27 protein-coding genes are annotated in these 24,673 nt (G+C 31.5%); 10 read left to right on the top strand and 17 right to left on the bottom strand.

All coding sequences use genetic code 11. From position 1 onward, the window contains the following. Nucleotides 1-13 precede the first annotated feature (13 nt). The 6 genes from FUA26_RS10960 to FUA26_RS10935 form a co-directional block, all read right to left on the bottom strand. Nucleotides 14-769, bottom strand: a complete 756-nt coding sequence (locus FUA26_RS10960) for a LytR/AlgR family response regulator transcription factor (RefSeq protein WP_147135762.1) — start codon at nt 767-769, stop codon at nt 14-16. A 46-nt stretch (nt 770-815) separates the two neighbouring features. Continuing rightward, nucleotides 816-1,157, bottom strand: coding sequence for a 2TM domain-containing protein (locus tag FUA26_RS10955; protein WP_147135759.1), 342 nt, complete (start codon nt 1,155-1,157; stop codon nt 816-818). A 1-nt stretch (nt 1,158) separates the two neighbouring features. Further along, nucleotides 1,159-1,485, bottom strand: a complete 327-nt coding sequence (locus tag FUA26_RS10950; RefSeq protein ID WP_147135756.1) for a 2TM domain-containing protein — start codon at nt 1,483-1,485, stop codon at nt 1,159-1,161. An 11-nt stretch (nt 1,486-1,496) separates the two neighbouring features. Continuing rightward, complete coding sequence (locus FUA26_RS10945) at nt 1,497-2,840, bottom strand: histidine kinase (protein WP_147135753.1); 1,344 nt, start codon at nt 2,838-2,840, stop codon at nt 1,497-1,499. A gap of 36 nt (nt 2,841-2,876) precedes the next feature. After that, complete coding sequence (locus FUA26_RS10940; RefSeq protein WP_147135750.1) at nt 2,877-3,500, bottom strand: tetratricopeptide repeat protein; 624 nt, start codon at nt 3,498-3,500, stop codon at nt 2,877-2,879. A 229-nt stretch (nt 3,501-3,729) separates the two neighbouring features. Next, nucleotides 3,730-4,458: an energy transducer TonB gene (locus FUA26_RS10935; RefSeq protein WP_147135747.1), complete on the bottom strand. Its 729-nt coding sequence runs from the start codon at nt 4,456-4,458 to the stop codon at nt 3,730-3,732. Between the two features lie 124 nt (nt 4,459-4,582). Here FUA26_RS10935 and FUA26_RS10930 point away from each other — a divergent pair, with 124 nt between their 5' ends. Beyond that, nucleotides 4,583-5,335 (top strand): carbohydrate-binding family 9-like protein, encoded by a 753-nt coding sequence (locus FUA26_RS10930; protein WP_147135744.1) that lies wholly within the window; start codon nt 4,583-4,585, stop codon nt 5,333-5,335. Between the two features lie 3 nt (nt 5,336-5,338). Here FUA26_RS10930 and FUA26_RS10925 read toward each other — a convergent pair whose 3' ends face one another. Both FUA26_RS10925 and FUA26_RS10920 read right to left on the bottom strand, forming a co-directional pair. Next, nucleotides 5,339-6,343 carry a sugar kinase gene (locus FUA26_RS10925; protein WP_147135741.1) on the bottom strand — a complete coding sequence of 335 codons (1,005 nt, stop codon included), beginning with the start codon at nt 6,341-6,343 and terminating at the stop codon, nt 5,339-5,341. Between the two features lie 105 nt (nt 6,344-6,448). Continuing rightward, entirely contained in the window at nt 6,449-8,602 is a 2,154-nt protein-coding gene (locus FUA26_RS10920) for a TonB-dependent receptor (RefSeq protein WP_147135738.1), read from the bottom strand. Between the two features lie 218 nt (nt 8,603-8,820). On the opposite strand from FUA26_RS10920, the gene FUA26_RS10915 reads away from it, so the two are divergent. Beyond that, on the top strand, nt 8,821-9,315 hold the full coding sequence (locus tag FUA26_RS10915) for an RNA polymerase sigma factor (RefSeq protein WP_147135735.1): 495 nt from the start codon (nt 8,821-8,823) through the stop codon (nt 9,313-9,315). 5 nt (nt 9,316-9,320) lie between these two features. Next, the gene (locus FUA26_RS10910) at nt 9,321-9,941 is read left to right on the top strand and encodes a hypothetical protein (protein ID WP_147135731.1); all 621 of its coding nucleotides are present in this window, start codon (nt 9,321-9,323) and stop codon (nt 9,939-9,941) included. Here FUA26_RS10910 and FUA26_RS10905 read toward each other — a convergent pair. The 7 genes from FUA26_RS10905 to FUA26_RS10875 form a co-directional block, all read right to left on the bottom strand. After that, nucleotides 9,938-10,510, bottom strand: a complete 573-nt coding sequence (locus FUA26_RS10905; RefSeq protein ID WP_147135729.1) for a pseudouridine synthase — start codon at nt 10,508-10,510, stop codon at nt 9,938-9,940. The two genes, FUA26_RS10910 and FUA26_RS10905, sit on opposite strands and share 4 nt — an antisense overlap. After that, the gene (locus tag FUA26_RS10900) at nt 10,510-12,807 is read right to left on the bottom strand and encodes a type IA DNA topoisomerase (protein ID WP_147135726.1); all 2,298 of its coding nucleotides are present in this window, start codon (nt 12,805-12,807) and stop codon (nt 10,510-10,512) included. Before FUA26_RS10900 ends, FUA26_RS10905 begins: the two co-directional genes overlap by 1 nt. 82 nt (nt 12,808-12,889) lie before the next feature. Beyond that, nucleotides 12,890-13,465: a 2OG-Fe(II) oxygenase gene (locus tag FUA26_RS10895; protein WP_147135723.1), complete on the bottom strand. Its 576-nt coding sequence runs from the start codon at nt 13,463-13,465 to the stop codon at nt 12,890-12,892. 125 nt (nt 13,466-13,590) lie between these two features. Continuing rightward, the gene (locus FUA26_RS10890) at nt 13,591-14,049 is read right to left on the bottom strand and encodes a hypothetical protein (protein ID WP_147135721.1); all 459 of its coding nucleotides are present in this window, start codon (nt 14,047-14,049) and stop codon (nt 13,591-13,593) included. A 9-nt stretch (nt 14,050-14,058) separates the two neighbouring features. Beyond that, nucleotides 14,059-14,295, bottom strand: a complete 237-nt coding sequence (locus tag FUA26_RS10885; RefSeq protein WP_147135718.1) for a hypothetical protein — start codon at nt 14,293-14,295, stop codon at nt 14,059-14,061. A 20-nt stretch (nt 14,296-14,315) separates the two neighbouring features. Further along, complete coding sequence (locus tag FUA26_RS10880; protein ID WP_147135715.1) at nt 14,316-15,113, bottom strand: lysophospholipid acyltransferase family protein; 798 nt, start codon at nt 15,111-15,113, stop codon at nt 14,316-14,318. Nucleotides 15,114-15,163: 50 nt separating this feature from the next. Beyond that, nucleotides 15,164-15,805 carry an NUDIX hydrolase gene (locus tag FUA26_RS10875; RefSeq protein ID WP_147135712.1) on the bottom strand — a complete coding sequence of 214 codons (642 nt, stop codon included), beginning with the start codon at nt 15,803-15,805 and terminating at the stop codon, nt 15,164-15,166. 5 nt (nt 15,806-15,810) lie between these two features. Between FUA26_RS10875 and FUA26_RS10870 the strand changes: the two genes are divergently transcribed. Beyond that, on the top strand, nt 15,811-16,527 hold the full coding sequence (locus FUA26_RS10870) for a peptidylprolyl isomerase (RefSeq protein ID WP_147135709.1): 717 nt from the start codon (nt 15,811-15,813) through the stop codon (nt 16,525-16,527). Between the two features lie 208 nt (nt 16,528-16,735). Here FUA26_RS10870 and FUA26_RS10865 read toward each other — a convergent pair whose 3' ends face one another. After that, entirely contained in the window at nt 16,736-17,347 is a 612-nt protein-coding gene (locus FUA26_RS10865) for a trimeric intracellular cation channel family protein (RefSeq protein ID WP_147135706.1), read from the bottom strand. A 137-nt stretch (nt 17,348-17,484) separates the two neighbouring features. Further along, nucleotides 17,485-18,231, bottom strand: a complete 747-nt coding sequence (locus tag FUA26_RS10860) for an RDD family protein (RefSeq protein ID WP_147135704.1) — start codon at nt 18,229-18,231, stop codon at nt 17,485-17,487. A 90-nt stretch (nt 18,232-18,321) separates the two neighbouring features. Between FUA26_RS10860 and FUA26_RS10855 the strand changes: the two genes are divergently transcribed. The 6 genes from FUA26_RS10855 to FUA26_RS10830 all read left to right on the top strand — a co-directional run bounded on the left by FUA26_RS10855 (nt 18,322) and on the right by FUA26_RS10830 (nt 24,599). Next, complete coding sequence (locus FUA26_RS10855; RefSeq protein ID WP_147136320.1) at nt 18,322-19,299, top strand: stage II sporulation protein M; 978 nt, start codon at nt 18,322-18,324, stop codon at nt 19,297-19,299. Further along, complete coding sequence (locus FUA26_RS10850) at nt 19,286-20,227, top strand: hypothetical protein (protein WP_147135701.1); 942 nt, start codon at nt 19,286-19,288, stop codon at nt 20,225-20,227. Before FUA26_RS10855 ends, FUA26_RS10850 begins: the two co-directional genes overlap by 14 nt. Further along, nucleotides 20,220-20,957: a DUF4129 domain-containing protein gene (locus tag FUA26_RS10845; protein ID WP_147135698.1), complete on the top strand. Its 738-nt coding sequence runs from the start codon at nt 20,220-20,222 to the stop codon at nt 20,955-20,957. The genes FUA26_RS10850 and FUA26_RS10845 overlap by 8 nt, the downstream gene beginning before the upstream one ends. Further along, nucleotides 20,954-22,153 (top strand): DUF4350 domain-containing protein, encoded by a 1,200-nt coding sequence (locus tag FUA26_RS10840; RefSeq protein ID WP_147135695.1) that lies wholly within the window; start codon nt 20,954-20,956, stop codon nt 22,151-22,153. The genes FUA26_RS10845 and FUA26_RS10840 overlap by 4 nt, the downstream gene beginning before the upstream one ends. Nucleotides 22,154-22,155: 2 nt before the next feature. Beyond that, complete coding sequence (locus FUA26_RS10835; RefSeq protein ID WP_147135692.1) at nt 22,156-23,238, top strand: AAA family ATPase; 1,083 nt, start codon at nt 22,156-22,158, stop codon at nt 23,236-23,238. 29 nt (nt 23,239-23,267) lie between these two features. Further along, entirely contained in the window at nt 23,268-24,599 is a 1,332-nt protein-coding gene (locus tag FUA26_RS10830) for a DUF58 domain-containing protein (protein ID WP_246109126.1), read from the top strand. The last annotated feature ends 74 nt before the right edge of the window (nt 24,600-24,673 follow it).

Raw genomic sequence — 24,673 nt, 5'->3', positions numbered from 1 at the left:
ACTAATAACACACCTACTCTAACCAAGCTTTAAAATCTTTTACACGCTCACGTGCAACAATAACTTCTTGCTCATTGTATGCCTTTAATTTTATTTGTAAACGCGAGTTTGTATAACTAACCATATCTTTTATAGCATTTATATTAACGTAAAACTTACGGTTAATACGGTAAAAGGTTTGTGGTTCTAAATCGTCTTCAAGTTGATCTAAAGTTTTATCTAACAAATAGTTTCTGCCATCAGTTGTAAATAAATAAGTGCCTTTGTTTTCAGAATATATACATTCAATTTCATCAACATTTATAAGTTTTAAGTGCTGCCCCACTTTTACTGAAAAACGTTTTTTATATTCTCTATCTAAAGGATTTACTAAGAGGTTTTTAATATCGGTAAAATCTAAAGTTACAGCTTGCTTTTTAGGCGCATTTTCTTGATATTTTGTTACAGCATTTTCTAATTCATCGGTATCAATTGGTTTAAGTAAATAATCTATACTATTTAATTTGAATGCTTGAAGTGCGTACTCGTCATAGGCGGTTGTAAAAATTATGGCCGATTTTATTTTAATGGTTTCAAAAATTTCAAATGACAAACCATCACTTAACTGTATGTCTAAAAAAATTAAATCTGGATGCGTATTTTCTTGAAACCACTGTATAGACTCTTCTACAGAGTGCAGCATAGTTTCAGCTTCAATACCTAATTCATTTAACATACGTTGTAAACGGCGTGCCGATGGTTTTTCGTCTTCAATAATAATAACATTCATAATAGCTACAGTAATTTTTTTAATATTTTGAATTATGGTTGCTGGCCTATTCCCACATTGTGGTTTCTTCTTTTGTGCTTTGCTTTTCTATATATTTTTTGGCTTTTTTTGCTTCCCAACCTTTACTAAAAAAGGTTTTTCCTTTTATGGCCCAACGCCAGTGTAAAACAATAAAAACCGTCCACGCTACAATAAATATACTATTAAACCATGTAAAAAAGTTAGTGTATTTACTTGTGTAAATATGAATATAGTAAATATTGTAACCCATAAGCCCAACAGCTATTAAATAGCCCACCAAATGCACGTAAAATATTTTTACATGGTTTACTTTTTCTTTGGCTTTAAAATAGGCTTGTTTACTTTTATTATTGGTTGGTTTGCTCATACTATTCGTATTTCTCAGTTTCCTCTTTACGCATGTATTCTTGTATTTTGCGTTCTTCCCAGTTTTTACTAAAAAATATATTTTTACCAAACACGCCTAAAGCATGAAATGCTAAACCTATGCCCCAAAAAAATGCTGTTGCAAATGTGCCAAAGTTCCAAATATTTCCGTTTGAATTTGCACCAATTAATACAATAAGTATTATGTTAATTACCAAATACCACAATGCGTGAGCGTAAAATCCTTTTAAATCTTTTACACGTTTTTGTGCACGTAAATAAGCGTCTTCTTTTTTATAGTCTGTATTAAAATCTTTTAATTGTTCCATGTTTTTTTTAATTAGTTCCAACGATCTTTTTGTTCCTCTTGCTTCATGTATTCTTGTATTTTACGTTGCTCCCAGTTTCGGCCAAAAGCACCGTTGTGTACAAAAACCCTAAATGCTTGTATAACCAAACCTATAGCCCAACCAAACATTGGAAACCAAAACCATTGGAAATGCCACGAGGTTCTATAATTCACAAAAATTAAAAAAGGTATTACAAAAATGTAAGCTACTAAGCTGTAATAAAAACCTTTAAGCTCTTCAACATGATTGCGTGCGCGTAAATAACTATCGTCTATTTGATTTGATGATTTTGTTCTCATAATTGATATTTGTTTTGTAAGCATTGGTATTGCTACCGAAAACTTAGTTGATTGTTTGTTAATATCTACCTTGCGGGTAGTAAGCAAATTGTAACGTTGCATTATGTTACTTAAACCAACACCACTGCTTTTTTTTACTATTTGCTTTGGTTGTAAATTGTTTTGTACTATTAGGTAACCATTATCTTCAAAAATGGTAATCTGCAAAGGTTTACTTGGGGTTACCATGTTGTGTTTTACTGCATTTTCTAAAAGTAATTGTAATGATAATGGAACTACTTTACTTTCGGGGTTTGTTGCTTTTGCAGGCATTGTAAATACTATACTGTCTTCAAAACGCATTTTTATTAAAGACATGTACGTTTTTGCAAATTGCAGTTCTTCATCTACAGATACTAATTCTTTACTTTTTTGCTCTAAAACATACCTATATACTTTTGAAAGCGATGTTGTAAAATCTTGTGCCTTATCTGGGTTTTCATCAATTAAACTGGTTAAAACATTTAAACTGTTGAATAGAAAATGCGGATCTAATTGATTTTTTAAAGCATCAAACTTTGCACTAGCCGTACCTGCAATTACTTTTTGTTCCTTTATTTTGTTTTGCTGATATTTATTGTAGAAATAAACAACGTGAAAAAAAGTTACAATAGTTAATGTAATCCATAAACCAAAACTGTAATGACTAAAAGATTGGTTTGCTATGAAATGCATTACCGATTCACCACGCAACGTTATGGCCATTATTAAGTTTAGTACAAAAAGGCATAAAAGTGTAAGTACGGTAGCACCTATAATACCTATAATTATGCGCTTAATTTTATCGGTTGGTCTCCAGGTTAGTTTTTCTAAATAATCAAAAAAATACATGTTAGAAAAACCAATTACAAAAGCATAAAGCTGATAAATTACAAAGGTTACAAGAAAATCTTCAGTAGAATTATATTTAAATCCGTTTGATAAAAAACTTCCAACAATAAATACAACAATACCTATTATAAATGAAGTAATTATGTTTTTTAGAAGATGTTTCATTGTAAAGCTTTTATATTTATACTTTGTTTTAATAAATTATTTGTTGCAAGCTTTTAAAGCCATTTCAGCACGATCTTGCCCCCAATTAGGGTGAAAAGGTGTTTCTGGTTTAAAATTAGCAAAAAGTTCTAAGGCTTTTTCTAAATCTTTGCAAAACGGTGTGGTGTCTTGTCCAAAAAACTTAGCACCACCAATATTCCATTCTGCATAACAATATACAACTCTTGGGTTATTAGGTGCAATAGCCTTAGCTTTAGTATAAATTTCTACCACTTTAGGCGAAAGTGTCATGCCGTATGTTGCGCCATCAAATGCCACCCAAGCGGTGTGTAGCATTGCCTGCATTACTAAAATTTCTGGATTATTTTTTGATATGGCTGTGGCATCATTTAATAAATCTTGTGCCTTTTTTAATTGAGCGGTTAACTTTTCTTTGTCTTTCAACCCAAAACTATAAACAATATTAATTTGAGCAGCGTAATACGGTGGTAACCAATTATCTTGTTCTGCATTGGCAATACGCTCAAACATATTAGCAGCCTCAACAGGTTTACCGCTATTCCATAAACTGAAAGCCTTTTCCATTCCTTTTTCAAAGTTACTTTGTGCACTTACAAAGCCTGTAATTAATAATACGGTGATGATGATTAGTTTTTTCATGTGTTTTAAATTTAAAATAATAACTGTTTGTTTTTTAATTGTGAAACAAATATGCAACACACATGAAGGTTTTAAAAAAGTGAATTACCCAACTGTAATTTTTATATGATGAATTGTTAAATTAAAAAAACACCATATATGGCTTACATATTATATAAAACAAAAAACCAAGAGCTAATTTGTTAACTCTTGGTTTTCCCCACATTGAAATAAAGAACTTTTTACAGACCTATCCTTCTTGATACTTGAAGAATATTGGCACAGCATAAGAAACTTTAACTGGTTTACCGCGTTGTTTACCAGGTTGCATTTTGGGTAGCAATCCAATAATACGCTCTGCTTCTTTTTCTAAAATTTTATCTGGCCCTCTAGAACGTACACCTGTTACGTGCCCTTTGGTATCTATCATAAATATTACTGACACGCGCCCTTGTATACCCATATCTAAAGCAGCTTGCGGGTATGTAAAGTGTTTTACAACATGTTGCTGTATCATTTGCTGAAAACAAGCCTTTGTTTTTGCTTTACTAAGTTTTTCGCAACCCGGAAACACGGGTACATCTTCAATAATAGCAAACGCTACTTCAACTTCTTCACCTATTTCTTCAACCACAATGTCGCTTACTTCAACCACCTCAGCAATAGCGTCGTTTTGATCAGTTTCAGAGCTTTCTATAAAGGTTTCCTCAACCTCTTCAGTATCTTCAACAATCTGCACATTTTCTTGTAGAGCAACCGGTGGCGGTGGCGGTGGCGGTGGTGCCATTTGATTTACTATTGGTATTTCTTCTTCAAATTCACTCTCAACTTCTACAATATCAATTGAAACTTCATCTTTCTCGTAAGTTTTATATTCTAACATACGCCAAGAAAGAAGCAGCATCAAATTAAGACCTATAGCAAAATACAAAGTGCTATTGCGTCCTATTTCTAAATTTGGATTCTTTTTTGGTTTCATGACTCTAAAATTTTATACCATAAAAGTAGTTTCAAAGTGCATGATAAACTATGACAAAAATCATATCTAAAACTACAGGTATCATATAAAAGCCTTACTTTAGTTTATATTTAACTAAACTAACATGAAACCTTTTTACTGTATTTTTTTTCTGTTTTCTTCATTTTTTGTAGCTAATGGCCAACAACAAAGTAACCCTGTTTATAAGGTTGTAAAAACCAATAATACCATGGTTATTGATGGCAAAATGGATGAAACCGATTGGAATACAACTGAAGCCCGAAAGTTAACTCACTTTTACCCACTAAAAAGTAATAATACTTACCAGAACACAACCTTTAGAATGCTTTGGGATGCTGAAAATTTGTACTTATTTTTTGAATGCGAAGACACCAATATTGTGGCAAGAGAAACCCAAAGAGATGGTAAACCTTTTTTTGATGATTGTGCCGAATTATTTTTAATACCCGCACCAAAACCATTAAATGCACATATTGCACTTGAAGTTAATTTAAACAAAGCAAAAAACGATGTTTTATTTATAAATGATTTTGAGAAAGGTAAAAACATTGTAGCTAAATGGTACAACCCTGAATATGAAGTTGGTGTAACAATTAATGGTACCGTAAACAATAACTTAGACACCGATGAAGGTTGGGCAATGGAATTTAAAATACCGTTTAATGTATTATGGGGTTTAGATAGAGCTTACCCAGTAAAACCAGGTGCACAATATATGTTTTTAGCCATTAGGCAAGATAGAAATGACATTGAAGGTGAAAACCGCTCTACCACCACTATTTTTCCGGTTAAAAATATAAACACTAAAGATGTACACCAACCAAGTATGTTTGGTTTATTACAACTTACCGAGTAAAATTTACCTATGTAATCTGCCTGATGTATTACCGTTTAAAATAGCGGTAACTTCATTAACAGTTGCTAAATTAACATCGCCTTCATAAGTATGCTTTAAAGCACAGGCAGCACTTGCAAATTTCATGGCTTTACAATCATCAAAACGTTGCAAACCATAAATTAATCCCGCTGCAAATGCATCACCTGTGCCTATTCTATCAACAATATGGGTAATATCTAAATCTATAGTTTCTTTAAATTCTTTACCATTATACATTCTTGCACGTATTTTATGCCATGATGAATTTAATGACGTTCTAATTTTATCAAATACTTTTTCTATACTAGGAAATGCTTCCATTAATGCTTTTGAAGCTTCAATAAAATCATCATTTGAATACCCGTAATTGGTACCCAAAACTTCGTTAATTTCATTAATACCACCAATAAATACGGTTGATAATTCTAATAATTCAACTAAAGCATCTTTTGCATCAATACCATAATTCCATAACCCGTTTCTGTAAGTTGGGTCTGCAGATACCGTCATGCCTTTTTCTTTAGCAAGTATTAACCCTTCTTTTAAAATATGAAATGCGTGTTTTGAAAGCGCAGGTGTAATACCCGTCCAGTGTAACCACGCCCCGTTATTTAATGCTTCTTGCCAATTAACCATATTGGGTTGAATTTCAGAAAATGACGAATGTGAACGGTTATACGAAATGGTACTTGGACGCATAACTGCACCAACCTCTAAAAAATAAACACCTAACGGACGTTTAGATCGTACAATTGACGATGTATCTACACCAAATTTATTAATGTAAGATATGGCGGTTTCACCAATAAAATCATTTGAAACAGCACTAATATGCTTTACTTGGCCACCAAAACGAGCAATAGAAATACCTACATTTAGCTCTGTGCCACCAAAAAAGAATTCGGCTACATTTGATTGTATAAACTTTTTGTTTCCCCAAGGCGAAATACGCATTAAAACCTCACCAAAAGTAATAACTTGCCCCATGTTTATTTTTTTAGAGTTTTAATTTATTGCAAGATAATCAATTATTTAAAACTGGTTAACCAATTTAACGGATTGTTTTAAGAAGATAATAAACAAAACTTAGACCTACAAATTATCTAGTTGATTGCTTTTTTTATCTTCACTAATAGTCCAGAAGAAGCCAATAAAAAAGAACTGATCTGCAGCTGGCTGTAATGCTCTCCTATTAAATTGTCCATTAACATTAGGTGTATTAGCATATTGGTAGCCGTTAATATTTTTAAAACCCAATACGTTATTAACTGAGGCATATAGTATTTTTTGAGGCGATATTAAATACGCCCAATTTAAGCTTAAACTATTAAAGGCTTTTGTTTTTTCATTTAAAAAACCGGCTTTATTTGGGTTTGTATAAGTTCTGCCAGATGCCAAACCGTAACTAAAACCAACCTGACTACGTAGTTTATTAATAAAATATTTACCAACTACAGATAGGTTGTGCTTATTTGCAAAATTAGGCTGTGCTTTGGTTGGATAATTTCTATAATTTCTTTGGGTATCTAACAATGAATAGCTTACCCAATAATCAAAGTTTTTTATAGAATAGTTATCACGCCAAAATATATCTAAACCAGTTGCGTAACCATTACCGTTATTATCAAAAGCACTATCAAAATCAGCAAAACTAGTATCAAACTTTACTAAGTTATTATACTTTTTGTAGTAAGCTTCGGCTCTAAAAATACGTTTATTTGCGTTGTACTGATAATTCATAATATAATGCGTTGTATTTTCGGCTTTCAAATTTTGTTCAAACTTTAAAATATCACTACTGGGGTTTTGGTAAAAGTTTCCGTAAGCCAATGAAAGCTGACTTTTACTGGATGTTTTATAAGCCAATGACAATCTTGGTGCTACTGTAAAATCTTTAAAAAGTGCACTATACTCTGCCCTAACACCTGTTTTAAAAGCTAAGCTTTTTGATATAAAAATATCAGCTTCGGTAAAGGCGGCAGCAATATTGTTTGTATAACCATAATTAGCGTTATTAACGGCATCATCATTATAAGTTTCATTATAATTAGTAGCAAAAAACTCGGCACCGTAATAGAGTTTAAATCTGTTACTAAAACGGTTTTTAAACTTTAATTTTGTGTGAAATGAATTTTCAACATTATCAATATCACTATTTATAACATGTATTTTATTGTTGGCTCTTGTGTAACTTACCCCCGAAAACATGCTCCAAGTATCTGATAATTTGGCACTGTATGAACTATTTACATATAAATTACTATTGTTAAGTTTAAAATTAACACCTTCAGAAACGTTAATATCTTCTTGAGTTAATTCAAAATTACTAACATCAAAAGCGCCATAAAGTTTAAATAATCCGTTATTGGTTTTATGCCTGTAAACAGTTTCTCCTGCAAAGGTTTCAAAAGGCTTTTTCCAGTCGTTTCTATCAGGAAACAGTGCTACATATGGTGCTAAATTTATATAAGACCCATTTACACTTAATGAACTTTGTTTCCACTTTTGGGTATTTCCTAAAGTAGCCCCAACACTCATAATACCTATATCTGTTTTTTCTTGGTCTGGTTCATTAACAGTGTTTAAAAGCAAAACACTAGATAATGCTTGCCCATATTCAGCCGAATAACCACCAGTTGAAAAGGTAATACCATCAAACAAAAAAGGTGAATAACGCCCACGTGTTGGTGCATTGTTGGTAGTTGGTGTATAGGGAGTAAACACACGAATACCATCAATAAAAATTTGAGTTTCGTTAGCATCACCACCACGTACGAATAAACGACCATCTTCGGCTACGGTTGATGTTCCTGGAAGTGTTTGCAATGCCCCAACAAAATCTCCTAAAGCACTGGCTGTGGTTACTACATCTAAAGGTTTTAATGCATTGACTTTGCTATTGTCGCCGGCTGAAAATGTTCCTGCTGAAAGTACTACGGCATCTAAAGCACTTACATCTTCTTTTAATTCAATAATTACATTTTTCATATAAGAAACATCTCCAATCATGGTATGCGTTTCATAAGCTAAATATGATATTACCAATGTTTGTGTACCCTTTTCTGTGGTTGTAAATGAAAATTCACCTATGTTATTTGATGTGCTGCCATCATAAGTTCCTTCTAAATAAATATTAGCACCAATAATTGGTTGGTTTTTAGCATTAACCACCATACCGCTAATTGTTGTTTGCGCATGTATTTGAAAACTTAGTAATGCTATTAAAATTATAATTAATTGCTTCATGGCTGTTTATTTGTTTTGGTTTACAGCGCAAATTTGAAGCAGAAACGCGTTTTTATAAACTTTAATTAACCGAACTGTAAAATGTTGAGGATGAATTGAAACTTATTGCGTTTTTATTTAAGCCATGTTATAAATTCATTTAAAAAAATAGTATTTTCACTATTACTTGTAACATTTTTACAATTTAAACTACTTATTGGTATAACCAAACCATAACATTGAAGAACGAATTAGAACAAAATTTTGTGGAACTGCTTGAAAAGCATCAAAACATCATACATAAAGTATGCAGGTTGTACACCAATAACTATGATGCTCATAATGATTTGTTCCAAGAAATAACCATTCAACTTTGGAAAGCATACCCAAAGTTTCGTGGCGATTCAAAATTTAGCACTTGGATGTATAGAGTTGGTTTAAATACCGCTATTACACTATACCGAAAGTCTAAAAGAACCATTAACACCCAAGATTATGATGGTGTTGCTTTTAAAATGAAATCTGAAGATTATGATGATACCGAAGAACAACAATTAAAAATACTTTACAAAGCAGTGCACCAGCTTAATGATATTGAAAAAGCACTTGTTTTTTTGTATTTAGAAGATAAAGATTACAGAGAAATTAGCGAAACAATGGGAATTAGCGAGGTAAATGCCCGCGTGAAAATGAACAGAATTAAGAACAAGTTAAGAACCATTTTAAATCCGTAATAGCCATGGATGGATTAGATTTACTAAAAAAAGATTGGAATAAACAAGATACACAAGCTACTTTAAAAGCTAAAGATATCTTGCCTATGCTACATAAAAAATCATCATCAATAGTAAAAACACTGTTTTACATTAGTATTGGTGAATTACTTTTTTGGATACTAGTTAATACCATACCTTATTTTAGTTCAGATTCTTACAGAGAACAATTAGACAAAGTATACTCTGATAATATTATGATTGGGCTAAGTGTTTTTAGTTATGCTATTATTTTAGTTTTTATTTTTCTACTATACAAGTCATACAAATCTATTTCTGTAACCGATAGCGCTAGAAGATTAATGAAAAGCATTATTAATACACGAAAAATAATTAAGTATTATGTTTTATATAACTTAATTATTATTGCTATATCTCTTGTTATAGGCTTTTATTACTCATCACATTATGACCCCAACGTTATGAAAGCCATTGAAAGCGCAGGCATGACGGTATATATTGTTGTAAGTGTTGTAGTCTCTACTGTATTTATTGTTATAATCTGGTTGTTTTACAGGCTTATTTATGGTCTTCTTTTAAAACGACTAAACAAAAACTACAAAGAATTAAAAAAATTAGAATTTTAAAAAAAAACTTCTACTGGTTTAACATCACCAACTTGCATATTGTTTATGTGAATATTACCAACCCTAACACGAACCAAACGCAAGGTTGGAAATCCAACAGCTGATGTCATTTTTCGTACTTGCCTAAACTTGCCTTCATTTAAAGTAACCGAAATCCAAGTAGTTGGCCCGTGCCTAGCATCTCGTATTTTTTTTGAGCGCGTTGGTAAATTAGGCGCTTCATTTAACACATAAACATCACAGGGTTTGGTTTTATATTTTTTTCCATTAAAACCAATTTCAACACCCTGTTTTAATTGCGCTATGGCTTCATTTGTTATAGCGCCATCAACTAGTGCGTAATATTGCTTATCTACTTTTTGGCTGTTTATATAATCACTTATTTTGCCATTGGTAGTGAGAAGTAGTAAACCTTCAGATTTTTCATCTAGCCGCCCAATAGCCATGATTCCCTCAGGGAAATTATGTAATTCACCTAAAAATTTCTTTTTTTGCTGCTTAGAGTCGTTACTCAAAAACTGACTTAAAAATCCGTAGGGTTTATAAATTATAAAATGTTTATCTGGCATTAAAAATTGGCTTTTAAAATACTATAAACAAGTGCTTTGGTTGGTGTTTTTCCGTTAATTTTTGCTTTAACAGTTTCAAAAGTTACTTTAAAATTACAACCAGTTTTATAGTTACTACAACCATAGGCTGTTTTACCTTTTATAATGGTGCCTTTATTACACTTAGGGCAAAGGTTATCGTTATCGTTAGCTTTAACTTTTTCTAATGTATTTTTAGGCTCTAATTTCACATTAAAATTATCATCAAAACGTAACAAGCCTTCAATGGTTCCTGTTTCAGTTTTAAAGCCTTTTAAATTAACAGTACAGCCTTTTTCTAACAACCTTATAAATTGTTTTTCTGATATTTTTTTATTGTGAATTTTAAACGGTAATGTAAAATCACATCCGTTTTTATAGTTACTGCAACCATAAGCTGTTTTCCCTTTTAACAAATTACCTTGTTTACATTTTGGGCAGTTATTTGATGTTATACCAGCTTCTTTTTTAGCTTCGTCCTTAGCTTTTACTTTTTTAATATGAGCTGCATGCGATATGTTAGCGCGTTTGGTTTCTGTTCTAACTTCATATACCAAGGCATCTACCATGCGTTTCATATTATTTATGAAGGCACCCGCACTAAAATGGCCTTTTTCAATATCTTTTAACTGCTTTTCCCAACGCCCTGTTAATTCAGCCGATTTTAATAAATCATTTTGAATGGTATCAATAAGCTGAATACCCGTTTGTGTGGGTAAAACCTGTTTTTTATTGCGTTTTATATACTTTCTTTTAAATAGTGTTTCAATAATATTTGCACGAGTTGATGGGCGCCCAATACCATTTTCTTTCATTAAATCGCGCATTTCATCATCATCAACTTGTTTACCCGCAGTTTCCATGGCACGCAACAATGAAGCTTCTGTATATTGGTTTGGTGGTTTGGTTTCTTTTTCAGTAAAACTTGGTTCATGCGGACCTTTTTCGCCTTTTGTAAACGTTGGCAATACACCAGTTTCTTTTTCTTTGGCATTAGGGTTTATAAATACTTCGCGCCAACCTTTGCTTAAAATTTCTTTACCTGTGGTTTTAAACACAACATTTGCGGCTTTACCAGTTACAGTGGTATTTGCCACATTACAATCTGGATAAAAAACTGCAATAAAACGCTTTGTAATAATATCATAAACTTGCTGTTGTGCAGGTTGTAGCCTACCTTGAATACCTGTTGGAATGATAGCGTGATGATCGGTTACTTTTTTATCATTAAAAACCCTACTAGACTTTTTAATTTTTTTGCCTAATAAGGGCGCAACTAATGCAGCGTAATTAGTAAGCTTTTTTAAAATACCTTCAACTTTTGGATAAATATCTGTTGGTAAAAAGGTAGTATCAACTCTTGGGTAAGTAACCACTTTTTGCTCATATAAACTTTGTGCTATTTTTAAAGTTTCTTCTGCTGAAAATCCAAACTTAGTATTACAGTATACCTGAAGACCTGTTAAATCAAATAATTTTGGTGCATACTCTTTACCTTTCTTTTTAGCAATTGAAACAATTTCAAAATCGCTTTCTTTTACTTTATCTGCTAAAACCTGGCCAGCTTCTTTTTTAAAAAAGCGACCTTCTTCATAACTAAACAGTGTATCTCGGTATTTGGTTTGAAGCTCCCAATATGGTTGTGGTTTAAAGTTTTCAATGTCTCTAAACCTATTAACAACCATGGCTAGGGTTGGTGTTTGCACACGCCCCACAGAAAGCACTTGCTTATAACCGCCATGTTTTACGGTGTATAATCTGGTGGCGTTTATACCTAAAAGCCAATCGCCAATGGCACGTGAAAACCCTGCGTAATATAAATTATCATAATTTGTGGCAGGCTTTAGGTTTTCAAAACCTTCTTTTATGGCCTCGGTGGTTAATGATGAAATCCATAAACGCTTTACTTCTCCTTGGTAATTAGCCTCATTCATTACCCATCGTTGAATGAGTTCTCCTTCTTGTCCTGCATCACCACAGTTTATTACAACTTGTGCTTTTTCAAATAAACTTTTAACAATTTTAAATTGCTTTTGAATACCTGAATTTGCAACTACTTTAACCTCAAATTTTTCAGGAAGCATTGGTAAATTATTCAAATCCCAACTTTTCCAGTAAGGTTTATAATCTACAGGTTCTTTTAAGGTACATAAATGCCCAAACGTATAGGTTACCGCATAGCCATTACCTTCAAAATAGCCATCATGCTTAGTTTTAGCACCTAAAACAGCCGCTATTTCTCTGGCAACGCTTGGTTTTTCTGCAATACAAACTGTCATTTACGTTTATTAAATTTTAACAACGCAAAATAGGCATTTAAGTGATTTTAATAAAACAGTTTTGTTATGATTTATTAACCGCTTATGCTCTATTTTTTAACCAACCCGTTACACTCAACCTGGTTATGTTACTTGTAAGCACTTCGTGTGGTAAGGTACTTTTAAAAAATACAAGCCTACCGGGTAATGGCTGCACTTTACTAACTGTATTGTTATTTGTATACAGTAGCAACTCACCACCATCACCTTCACTCCACGCTTCTGTTAGGTATAAAACTACTGAAAATTGCCTGCTATCATCATTCACAAACTGATCTACATGCTTTTTATAAAACGATCCTTGTTCATAAACCGCATGATGAAACTCAAATGATTTAAGGCCTGCCATACAGGTTTCATTTAAGTATTGAACAAAATGATTAATTTGATTTAGAAATGTTTTCTCATTATCATCGGCTTTTGAAGTTTCTAACCAATGAATTTGATCATTTCTAACTCTTTTTGCAGTTTGAAGATTATCTTTATTACCAATACCCGCTACACGAAAATTATCATTTTGATAGCGTGTTAAAAGTGATTTTCGGAGACCATTGAGTTGTTCTGCTGTTAACCAATTATCTACGGATTCAAAACCTTTATCCAAAAGGCCTTGAATCAATGTTTCATATGTATTAAACACAATTTACCTTTGCGTAAAACCATGAATTTTCAAAGGCGCGCAAAAGTAAATTATTTTATAATATCTTGTATTTTTTTAATTATTTTTTTGTGATAATTTAAAACCTATAAAGTTTCTTTCCAAGGTTTTACAAAAAAGCCCGCTAACTTGCCTTTTAAATTAAAAACCGCCCTAACTTCAACATCTACGTTCAATGTAAAAACGCCTTTAAACCTAAATATTTTATAAGGGTTATTAACATTACCTTCATATACCGATTCAAAATTTAAACTTTTATAATCGCCTACCGAAGCTTTGATTCGTTGATAAGTTGTTTTTTGAAGGTTTTCATTTAAACCATTAATCATTTCTGTGGTTGCTTCACGTTCATTTAAGCTATAAAAACTGCCATTTTTTTGGGCTGTGAGTATTTTATTTGATAACTCTTTAGCATGTAAAACATCTTCAATATTAACTTTTGAAGATTCAACTTGCGTAAAATTTGTTTGTGTATTGCTTTTGTTTTGGCAGTTTACCAATGTAGCAAACATTAGTATAAATACAAGGTGTAAAATATGTTTCATGCTTACAATTTAAGCATTATAAACCTGACCTCTATGTGGTTTTAACGCATTTCTAACCTGCGGCATTTCATTTTCTAAAACTACTAAAAAAGCTAGCGTATGCATATCATTTATGGTTTCAACGCCAGTAATATTGAGTTTTAAATTTTCGGCTAACGCATATTCTTTTAAATGAATTTCATGGTGTTGTGCTGTTTTTTCAGCGGCAGGCCCTTTAAAATCCCAAATAAGCTTAAGTTTCCTCATTTTAAAAACTATTTAAAAAATTACCACTCTCTGAGTTTATTTAACTCTTCTTGCTCTTTAATTTGTTGCGGTGTTAATACTTTTAAAAATGATGGATGTTGCTCTATAGCATACTCAATTTTACTTACAATATCTTGTGTAGATTCGTTATCGTAATCAATTTCCAATGGCGCTTTAATTTCCATTGTTTGTAAAATATTTTTCTTTTTAATTCTTAAACCTTTCTTATCAAACGAACGCCTAAAACCATCAATAACAATAGGTACAACTATAGGTTTATAGCGCTTAATAATATGCGCGGTACCTTTTCTAATGGGTTTAAAAGGTGTGGTTGTACCTTGCGGAAATGTTATTACCCAACCATCATCTAAAGCTTTTCCTATGTTAGAAATATCACTCATACGCACTTGCCTTTTTACATCTTGCCCTGCAGAACGCCATGTACGCTCAATACTTACAGACCCCACGTATGCTAAAATTTTAGGCAATAAACCTGCTTTCATGGTTTCTTTGGCCGCTACATAGTATATGTTTAATTTAGGATTCCATAGGTATCCCACATTTTTTATTGAATCTACCCTGCCACTTAAACTGGCATTAAACACATGAAACATAGCTACAACATCGGCAAAATATGTTTGATGGTTTGATATAAACAGTACGTTTTTATCGGGTAAGTTTTTTATAATTTCAGATCCTTCTATTTGTAATTCATTAAACCCACGAAAGCGTCTGTGAGTCATTGCCCCCAAAACTCTTATGAGCCATTTTTTTAAAAATAATATATGTCCGAAAGGATTTTTTTTAAATAATCCCATGAAATTTAATTTCTGCTTGGTTTTGCTACAAATGTAATAAAACTAAGCTATTAGAGAAGCTCCTTTAATATATCTTTAATTTCACTAAGCATCATTGCAGTTGCTCCCCAAACAGTATAACCATTTAATTTAAATGCAGGCACCTCAACCTCAACACTATATGAAGTTTTCACATTTTTAACAACATGCGTTGTTTCATCTAAAAAATGGTTAACATCTACCTCTATAATCTTTTCAACTTCAGCGTCTTCTTTTATAAAAACAGGTGTTTTTAGGGTAGTTGCCATAAAAGGTTGCACATTAAAATTACTTGGAGGAATATAAACTTGTGTGAGTTTTTTTACTATTTGCACATTAGCTGTTGGCACGCCTATTTCTTCAAACGTTTCTCTAAGGGCTGTGTCTTTTAAAGTTTTGTCTTGTGGCTCTAGTTTGCCTCCTGGAAAGGCCACTTGTGCAGAATGAACGCCTTTATAGGTTTTTCTTAAAATTAAAACAAATTTAGTTTGGTTTGAAAAATCTGGATAAAACAAGGCCAAAACACCTGCCTTTTTAGGGTTTTTCATAGCTTGCTTTTGCGCTTGCATAAGCTGTTTTCTAAAAGGAGGCACCATTTTAAGTTGCGATGTTTCGGCAGGTAGTGGTATATTTTCTATTTTTGAAATAGATTTTAAAAACTCATCATAATTCATATTCTATGCGCTATGTAATGCTTTTTTTTGCGTTTATCCTTTTTTTTAATTGTGAAGATAAACAAAAGAAAACTACAACTAAAACCTTACAAACTAATAATACTACTAATACTACTAAAACCAACGTTGAAACTGATACAGTTGTAGATGATGAACCCAACAGACCGTTTCCAAAATTAAACTCTAAAAGCGCCATGGAGTTTTTTTTAAAGTACAATGAAATTCATAAAGAAAATAAAGTGCGCATTTTTACAGATTTTGGCACTATTGATATTTTATTATTTGAAGAAACACGTTTTCATCGTTCAAACTTTATTTTTTTAACAAAACAGCAATATTTTACAAACACACAGTTTTACCGTGTTGTACCTAATTTTATAATTCAAGGTGGTAATAGTGATGATGTTGAAACTTCAAAAAAACGTGCTTATATTGGAAAATATTTACTTCCGCCAGATACAAAAAGAGGTTTTAAACATCACCGTGGTGTGGTGTCTATGCCTAGTAGCGAAATTAAAAATCCGCATAAATTGGCATCGCCATATGAATTTTTTATTGTGCAACAACAGGGTGGCGCTTACCATTTAGATGGTGATTATACCGTTTTTGGAAAAGTAATTAACGGTATGGATGTAGTTGATAAAATAGCTAATGTAAAAACTGATGATGGTGAGTGGCCTATGAAAAACGTTTATATTAGAAAAGTAGAAATTATTGATTAGTTGTTGGTTGTTGGTTAAAATTTCGCTTTTAAAATACATTTACAGCACTTTTATATTACATTTTTGAAGTATTTCTGTAGCTTTTTTAAATTCAACAAGACCTTATTAATGTATTTTAAATTGTACTTTTTTAAAGATGAAAAAGCTTATGCCCCTATTAAACTCTAACCACTTCAACTTTTCACTTTCAACTTTAAAAGTCATAAACCTAAAACTCGGTTTTATAAATATTTGGTAATGAAATTTTAAACTTTACTGCTAATAACCTTGTAACAATAATTACAGCACCCGAAACCACATAAACTATGGTATTATCTACCTTAAAATTATCTAATAAAAAATACACAAAACCACCTAAAATACATGTAGTGGCATAAATGGTTTCGCGCCTAAAAATTATGGGTATTTCGTTACACAAAATATCTCTAATAACGCCTCCAAAACTAGCTGTCATGGTGCCTAACGCTACACAAATTAATGGATGCAAACCTTCTTGAAGGCCTTTTTCTATGCCAATTAAGGTGTATAAGCCAATACCAATAGTATCAAATAAAAATAGCGATTTACGTAGGTAGTTAAGGCGTTTTCTAAAAATAATAGCAAAAATAGTAGAGAGAATAATTACGTAGGCGTAGCTTATATCTATCATCCAGAAAACGGGCGTACTTCCTATTAAAACATCACGCAACGTACCACCACCAACAGCTGTTACAAATGCTATAATTAAAATACCAAAAGCATCCATTCGTTTTTCAAAAGCAATTAAAACTCCTGAAATTGCAAATGCAATGGTACCCAAAATATTAATTATATAAAACATGCTCATTTTTTCAATATTTATAAATGTGATATTGTCTTTTTAATTAGGTGTGTTATACGAAACACAAAGACTTTTAGATTTGCTACTCTTGTGCAAAACAACATAAATTTGCACACTTTTTCAAGCAGATGAATTTTTTACATATTTTGAGTGTAGTAATTGTAATCTTTTAAAATTACATCAATAAACTCAATATCGGTTTTTTGTTTTACATCTTTAATATCAACCACCTCAATAAGTTTGTTTCGTAGCTTTATTAGAGTAGGATAATCTTTTGATGCTTTTGCGGTAGTAAACGTATCTTTAATTATACGCGCATCATTATCAGATAGTTTAATTACGTTGGGGTATGATGGTGTATAATTATCTTTTAAATCTTCTAAAATAGTATGACTAATATTTACATTGTTTTTTAAGGCTATTACTGCTGTACCTGCCGTAATATCACCCAATCGCTGGTTTTTTTTACTTGTTACAATGGCTATTAATGCTACTATACCGCTGGCTATATTTAAATCTATAATTCGGAAAAACCATCTTACAACAAAATCGGCCAATGATGCTTGGTAGCCATCAATTTTAACTACTTTAATTTTAAGCACCCGTTTACCCGGTGTTTGTCCGTCTAATAAAGTTTCAAAAATTAACGAATAAAAAATTACAGGCAAGTAAAACGACACGTAAATGGCTGCCTGAGACCACCTATCCATACCAAAAACCAATTCTTCAACTTTAAGTAAATTAAACACTATTTGGTAAGTTACAATTATGTATGCAATTTTAATAACCCAATCAACCAAATAAGCCAAAAGGCGCTCACCAACACTAGCTGCAGTAAAATTAATATTTACATTTTGTGTGGTATTTATTTGTAATTGAGCCATTAAATAGTATTGTTTATGTTTTACAAATCTATTGTAAATTATTGTAAGATATAAAGTACTTTAATAAAATTTTATGTAGCTTTGATTTTAATGAGAGAAGTTGCCTTTATTAAACAAAATAAAGAAAAATGGCTAAATTTTGAAAAAGCTATTTTTGGAAAAAACTTAAAAAACCCTGACGAACTTGCTTCACTTTACATTCATTTAGTAAATGATCTCTCGTATGCGCAAACTTATTACCCTAAAAGTAAAACCATACTTTACCTTAATAATTTAGCTGCCAAAGCGTTTCAAAAAATTTATAAAACAAAACGGCAAGACACCAATCGTTTTGTACATTTTTGGAAAATTGAAGCTCCTTTAATTGTATATGAATACAGGCGCTACATACTTTATGCCTTTATTATATTTTTCAGTTTTGCCGCAATTGGAGCACTTTCTGCAGCGTATGATGATACCTTTGTTAGACTCATTTTAGGTGACCACTATGTAAATATGACTTTAGAAAATATTGAAAAAGGCGACCCCGTAGCTGTTTACAAAAGTGGTAGTAATTGGGGTAGTGCCTTTGGTATTACTTTAAATAATTTATATGTTGGAATTAGCTCTTTTGTATTTGGTGCCGCTGGTGGTTTAGGCACTGGTTATTATATGCTTAATAATGGTATTATGTTAGGCGCTTTTCAGTTTATGTTTTACAAACACGGTGTACTTTGGGAAAGCGTTAGAGGTATCTGGATTCATGGTGCCATGGAAATTTTTGCTATAGTTATTGAAGCTGCCGCTGGTTTAGCATTAGGTGCTAGTATACTTTTCCCTAAAACATATTCTAGAGTAACATCATTTAAAATTGGCGTTAAAGATGGAGTTAAAATATTAATTAGCACATTCCCTTTTACTATTGCAGCAGGCATTTTAGAAGGGTATGTTACCCGCTACTCTAACACCATGCCTAATTGGTTATCGGTTGGTATTATATTAACAACCCTAAGCATTATTTCATTTTACTATTTAATTTACCCATTCATTTTACATAAAAAACTAAAAAACAAGCATGCAATTATATAAATCTAGAGGATTTAGTGATTTTTTTCAAGACACCTTTAGTTTTTTAAAACTAAATGGTAAACATTTTTTTAAACACTATTTTATTACAAACGGTATTTTTTTAATTCTGCTACTTGTTATTGGCTACTTTTTTACACAGTTTTATTCAGATTTTATTTTTAGCGGATTATCAAACCAACAAAACCCGGGTGCTTTAGATGGTTACATGAATGAGAACTTACCCATGTTTATTATTTTAGTAATATTATTTTGTATTGTTGGTTTAATATCGGGTATAATTTCATATTCATACACACCTATTTATTTACAACTTTACAACACTCATGGTAGCAATAACTTTGAAACCAAAACTATAATTACTAGCTATAAACGCAATATTGGTAAACTTTTAACCTTTATAGTTTGTGGCATTTTAATGAGCATACCGTTATTAATTGTATTTTTTATATGTGCTTTTGTACTCATAATTACAATTATAGGTTTTTTAGCATTACCCTTACTAATAGGCGCTTTTGCTTTGTTTTATTATATGGCTTTATCTGAATATTTAGAAAACAAAAAAGGTATTTGGGATTGCTTTGGTTATGCATGGGCTTTATTAACATCAAAATTTTGGGCAGCCGTAGGTTGTGTGGGTATTTTTTACTTAATAAGTTATGCTTTGCAATACATAATTCAATTAATTACATCCATATTTACTATGGGCAGTTTGTTTATTAACCCAACATCGGGCACCGTAAATCCTACTGATGTTACAGGTACTATGTCTGTTTTCATGATTGTTACGTTCTTTCTATCATTTGCATTAAGCACCATTTTAGGCAGCATTTTACTACTAAACCAAGGCATTGTTTTTTATAGTTTGAAAGAAGACAAAGAACACATAAACACAAAAGATATTATAGATCAAATTGGTGCAGGTGCATAAAAAGCTTTTTTTACATATTATTTTATTTTTAATAGGAATAACTGCATTTGCTAACAATAATAAGCTGGCCAATGACACTTTAGCTGTAGACACATCTACAGTTTTAAAGCCTAAAAATATTGCTAATTTAAACGAAATTTATAACACCGATGATTTTGTTTATGAACACAACGTTGATAACACGGGTTGGTGGATGCGTTTTAAACAATGGTTAAATGATTTCTTTAAAGATCTTTTCAATATTACAAGTCAAGGTCAAGCATCAAAAGCTACAGATATTGCTATAAATATTGCCGGTGTAATTATATTTTTGCTAGTAATTTATTTCATTTTTAAAGCTATTATAAATAAAGAAGGCAAGTGGGTTTTTGGTAAATCTTCCGATAAAAGTATTATACCTGTAACCGATATTGAAACCAATATTCATGTAACAGATTTTAAAGCACTTATTGATGAGGCTGAAAGCAATAATAATTACCGTTTAGCTATTAGGTTTTATTATTTATGGTTATTAAAACAACTTACTCAAGCCGAAATTATTGAGTATGATGCCGAAAAAACTAATAGCGATTACCAAAATGAAATTACCAAAACCAACATAAAAAAAGAGTTTACATACACCTCATATTTATACAATTATATTTGGTATGGTGAGTTTAATGTAACTGCTACAGAATTTGACCAAGCTAAACTTGCTTTTACTAACTTTTTAAACAGTTTAAAAGCATGAATAAAACACTAAAAATATATTTAGCTATTTTAGTTGTGCTCTTTGCTGCTGTTATTTTTATAGACCTAACAAAGCCCAAACCCGTTGACTGGACAGCCACTTATAACGAAGAAGACAAAATACCTTACGGCACATATATTTTACATAACGAATTAAAAACACTGTTTCCAAATAGTACTGTTAAGAATATAAAAACCACGCCTTACCAATATTTTAACCCAAGTTTTAATACCGCAGATAGTGTTTATACAAAAACTGGCACCTATATTCAAATAAAAAACTTTTCACAGGTTGATGATATATCTGCCCAAGAGCTTTTAGATTTTGCAATGCATGGAAACACCGTTTTTATTTCATCAAACTATCCACCGCAAAAAATATTAGATTCATTAGCCATTAAAGTTAAAAACCACTATAACTTTAAAGGAAAAGCCTCCTTAAGTTTTTCTAACAAATACTTAAAAAACGACTCAATTACTATTAAAAAAGGCTTAAGCAATTACTATTTTTCAAAATTAAACAAAGAAAACACCACTGTTTTAGGCTACCAAAAATTTGATACTATAAACAGAATTAACTACGTTAAAATAGCGCACGGTAAAGGCCATGTTTTTATTCATTTACAACCAGTTGTTTTTACAAACTATCATTTATTAAAAAACAACCACAGTAAATATGCTGCAGGCGTTTTAAGTTATTTACAAACACCTAAAACTGTTTTTTATGATTCGCCTAATAAAGTAGGGGCTAATTTAAGCAGATCGCCCATGCGTTTTATTTTAAGTAAACCAGCATTAAGAAGCGCATGGTATTTGGCGTTAATAACACTCATTTTGTTCATGATTTTTAATGCAAAACGTAGGCAACGTATTGTAAAAGTTATAAAACCTTTAGAAAACTCAACTGTTGAATTCACCAAAACAATTGGTAATTTATATTATGAAACTAAAGACCATAACACAATTATTGAGAAAAAAATAACGTACTTTTTTGAACATTTAAGACGAAAATATTTTATAAGCACTGAAGTTTTAGACGATAAGTTTGTTAAAAATCTTAGCTTAAAAACCAATAAGCCAAAAGATAAAATTGCACCGCTTATTACATTAATTTTAAATTTAAAAGCTAAAAACCTTTGTACTGAAACCGATTTATTAGCGCTTAACAAAGCTATTGAAGATTTTTATACCGCATAATTATGGAGGACACAAACAACCCAGAAAACCAAAATTTAAAACCAAATAACGAACCCAAAGAATTTGAGCAATCACTTTCAAACAATACCAATGGCGATTTAGCCTTTAAAAACCGTATTGATTTAACCGAGCTACAAGAAGGTATAAACCTAATAAAAGATGAAATTAGCAAAGTAATTGTAGGGCAAAAAGGCATGATAGACCTTTTAATTGCTTCTATTTTAGCCAATGGCCACTCGTTAATTGAAGGTGTTCCTGGTGTTGCTAAAACAATTTCAGCTAAATTATTGGCAAAATCTTTAGACATTGGTTTTAGTCGTATTCAGTTCACACCCGATTTAATGCCAAGTGATATTTTAGGCACATCGGTTTTCAATGTAAAATCTTCAGAATTTGAATTTAAAAAAGGTCCTATTTTTTCAAATATGATTTTAATTGATGAAATAAACCGTGCACCAGCAAAAACACAAGCAGCACTTTTTGAAGTCATGGAAGAACGCCAAATTACTATTGATGGTAATAAATTTATAATGGATTTACCTTTTATTGTTTTAGCAACCCAAAATCCAGTTGAACAAGAAGGCACATACCGTTTACCAGAAGCACAACTAGACCGTTTTTTGTTTAAAATTGATGTAGACTACCCAAATTTAGATGAAGAAATTGAAATTATTAATAGAGAACAAAACTTACAAGGCAATACTAAAACCGATAAAGTAACAGCACATTTAAACCAAACACAAATAGCAAAATTTCAAGATTTAGTAAACCAAATTATAATAGAATCGCATTTAGTAAAATATATTGCAAACATAATTGTAAACACCAGAAATAATGCATTTTTATACCTAGGCGCTTCGCCAAGGGCATCTATTGCTATTTTAAAAGCAAGTAAAGCCTTTGCTGCTATGAACGGAAGAGATTTTGTAACGCCCGAAGACATAAAACAAGCTGCTGTACCCGTATTGCAACACCGTGTTATTGTAACACCAGAACGCGAAATGGAAGGTGTTACAACCAAACAAATTATTAAACAAATTATTGAAACGGTTGAAATACCCAGANNTTTAACTTTTAACTTTTAACTTTTAACTTTTAACTTTTAACAAGATTAGTGAAACGCCTAAAATCCTTTTACATACAAAATCGTTTTTTTTACGCCTGTATTGGTGTTATGATACTATTTGTAATAAGTTTTGTATTTCCTGTTTGGTTTAATACTGTTAGGCTTTTATTACTCATATTAGTTGCTTTAGCTGTGCTAGACACCTTGTTTTTATACACTGCTAAAAAAGGTATTTACGGTGAAAGAATAGTACCCGAAAAATTATCAAACGGTGATGAAAACCCCATTCAATTAAACATACAAAACTTTTATACAGTTCCTGTTTTTGTTAGGGTTATTGATGAAGTGCCAGAGCAATTTCAACTTAGAAACTTTAAAATAGACAGAAAGCTAGCCCCTTCAAGCAGTATAACTTTAGAGTACCAATTACGTCCTACCGAACGTGGTGAATACCACTTTGGAAAACTTAATATTTATGCAACATCTGTTTTTGGTTTAGTAGCACGTCGTTTTAGCTTTAATGATGGTGTTATGGTACCCAATTACCCCAGTTTTATACAGTTACGCAAGTATAATTTACTGGCAATAAGCAATAATTTATCACAGTACGGCATAAAAAAAGTGCGTAAGCTTGGGCATACAATGGAATTTGAACAAATAAAAGATTATGTTTTAGGTGATGATTTGCGTACCATAAACTGGAAAGCAACCGCTAAAAAAAATCAGTTAATGGTAAATCAATTTCAAGATGAAAAATCGCAACCCATATATTCAGTTATAGATAAAGGACGCGTTATGAAAATGCCTTTTAATGGCTTATCACTTTTAGATTATGCCGTAAATGCAGCTTTAGTAATATCAAACGTGGCATTAAAAAAACAAGATAAAGCAGGTATTTTTTCGTTCTCAAAAAAAGTAGAAAACAGAGTTGTTGCAGAGCGAAGAACCTCGCAAATGAATTTAATTTTAGAAGCGCTTTATAACGTTAATACTAATTTTTTTGAAAGTGATTTTGGGCGTTTGTATGCCGATATTAAACGTAATATAACACACCGAAGTTTAATTTTATTATATACAAATTTTGAAACTTTAGATGGCCTACATAGGCAATTACCATATTTAAAAGGTATTGCAAAAAGCCATTTATTAGTAGTTATATTTTTTAAAAACACAGAACTTAACAGCTTAATACACAACAAAGCCGAAACTGTTCAACAAGCTTATGATAAAGTAATTGCCGAAAAGTTTGCTTTTGAAAAGCGCCTAATTGTAAATGAGTTAAAAAAATACGGTATTTACTCCATTCTTACTACACCAGAGAATTTAACTATAGACACCATAAACAAATACTTAGAAATAAAAGCTAGAGGATTACTATAAAAAGCCCTTTTACTTAAAAGTTAAAAGGGCTTTTTAAAACTAAACTAACTATCAATAAAATTTTAATTATGCTA

The sequence above is a fragment of the Seonamhaeicola algicola genome (genome assembly GCF_007997385.1).
Classification (GTDB): domain Bacteria; phylum Bacteroidota; class Bacteroidia; order Flavobacteriales; family Flavobacteriaceae; genus Seonamhaeicola; species Seonamhaeicola algicola.
Note: the sequence above shows the minus strand (reverse complement) of the source record. Positions and strands in the feature narration are given on the sequence as shown.

Coding starts and splice junctions, on each gene's coding strand:
- FUA26_RS10935 (WP_147135747.1), bottom strand. CDS start 4,458: ATGAAACCAAAAAAGAATCCAAATTTAGAAATAGGACGCAATAGCACT.
- FUA26_RS10855 (WP_147136320.1), top strand. CDS start 18,322: ATGAGAGAAGTTGCCTTTATTAAACAAAATAAAGAAAAATGGCTAAAT.
- FUA26_RS10940 (WP_147135750.1), bottom strand. CDS start 3,500: ATGAAAAAACTAATCATCATCACCGTATTATTAATTACAGGCTTTGTA.
- FUA26_RS10885 (WP_147135718.1), bottom strand. CDS start 14,295: ATGAGGAAACTTAAGCTTATTTGGGATTTTAAAGGGCCTGCCGCTGAA.
- FUA26_RS10905 (WP_147135729.1), bottom strand. CDS start 10,510: ATGCCAGATAAACATTTTATAATTTATAAACCCTACGGATTTTTAAGT.
- FUA26_RS10945 (WP_147135753.1), bottom strand. CDS start 2,840: ATGAAACATCTTCTAAAAAACATAATTACTTCATTTATAATAGGTATT.
- FUA26_RS10920 (WP_147135738.1), bottom strand. CDS start 8,602: ATGAAGCAATTAATTATAATTTTAATAGCATTACTAAGTTTTCAAATA.
- FUA26_RS10860 (WP_147135704.1), bottom strand. CDS start 18,231: ATGGCTCAATTACAAATAAATACCACACAAAATGTAAATATTAATTTT.
- FUA26_RS10925 (WP_147135741.1), bottom strand. CDS start 6,343: ATGGGGCAAGTTATTACTTTTGGTGAGGTTTTAATGCGTATTTCGCCT.
- FUA26_RS10875 (WP_147135712.1), bottom strand. CDS start 15,805: ATGAATTATGATGAGTTTTTAAAATCTATTTCAAAAATAGAAAATATA.
- FUA26_RS10950 (WP_147135756.1), bottom strand. CDS start 1,485: ATGGAACAATTAAAAGATTTTAATACAGACTATAAAAAAGAAGACGCT.
- FUA26_RS10955 (WP_147135759.1), bottom strand. CDS start 1,157: ATGAGCAAACCAACCAATAATAAAAGTAAACAAGCCTATTTTAAAGCC.
- FUA26_RS10930 (WP_147135744.1), top strand. CDS start 4,583: ATGAAACCTTTTTACTGTATTTTTTTTCTGTTTTCTTCATTTTTTGTA.
- FUA26_RS10960 (WP_147135762.1), bottom strand. CDS start 769: ATGAATGTTATTATTATTGAAGACGAAAAACCATCGGCACGCCGTTTA.
- FUA26_RS10840 (WP_147135695.1), top strand. CDS start 20,954: ATGAATAAAACACTAAAAATATATTTAGCTATTTTAGTTGTGCTCTTT.
- FUA26_RS10870 (WP_147135709.1), top strand. CDS start 15,811: ATGCGCTATGTAATGCTTTTTTTTGCGTTTATCCTTTTTTTTAATTGT.
- FUA26_RS10850 (WP_147135701.1), top strand. CDS start 19,286: ATGCAATTATATAAATCTAGAGGATTTAGTGATTTTTTTCAAGACACC.
- FUA26_RS10890 (WP_147135721.1), bottom strand. CDS start 14,049: ATGAAACATATTTTACACCTTGTATTTATACTAATGTTTGCTACATTG.
- FUA26_RS10900 (WP_147135726.1), bottom strand. CDS start 12,807: ATGACAGTTTGTATTGCAGAAAAACCAAGCGTTGCCAGAGAAATAGCG.
- FUA26_RS10865 (WP_147135706.1), bottom strand. CDS start 17,347: ATGTTTTATATAATTAATATTTTGGGTACCATTGCATTTGCAATTTCA.
- FUA26_RS10910 (WP_147135731.1), top strand. CDS start 9,321: ATGGATGGATTAGATTTACTAAAAAAAGATTGGAATAAACAAGATACA.
- FUA26_RS10880 (WP_147135715.1), bottom strand. CDS start 15,113: ATGGGATTATTTAAAAAAAATCCTTTCGGACATATATTATTTTTAAAA.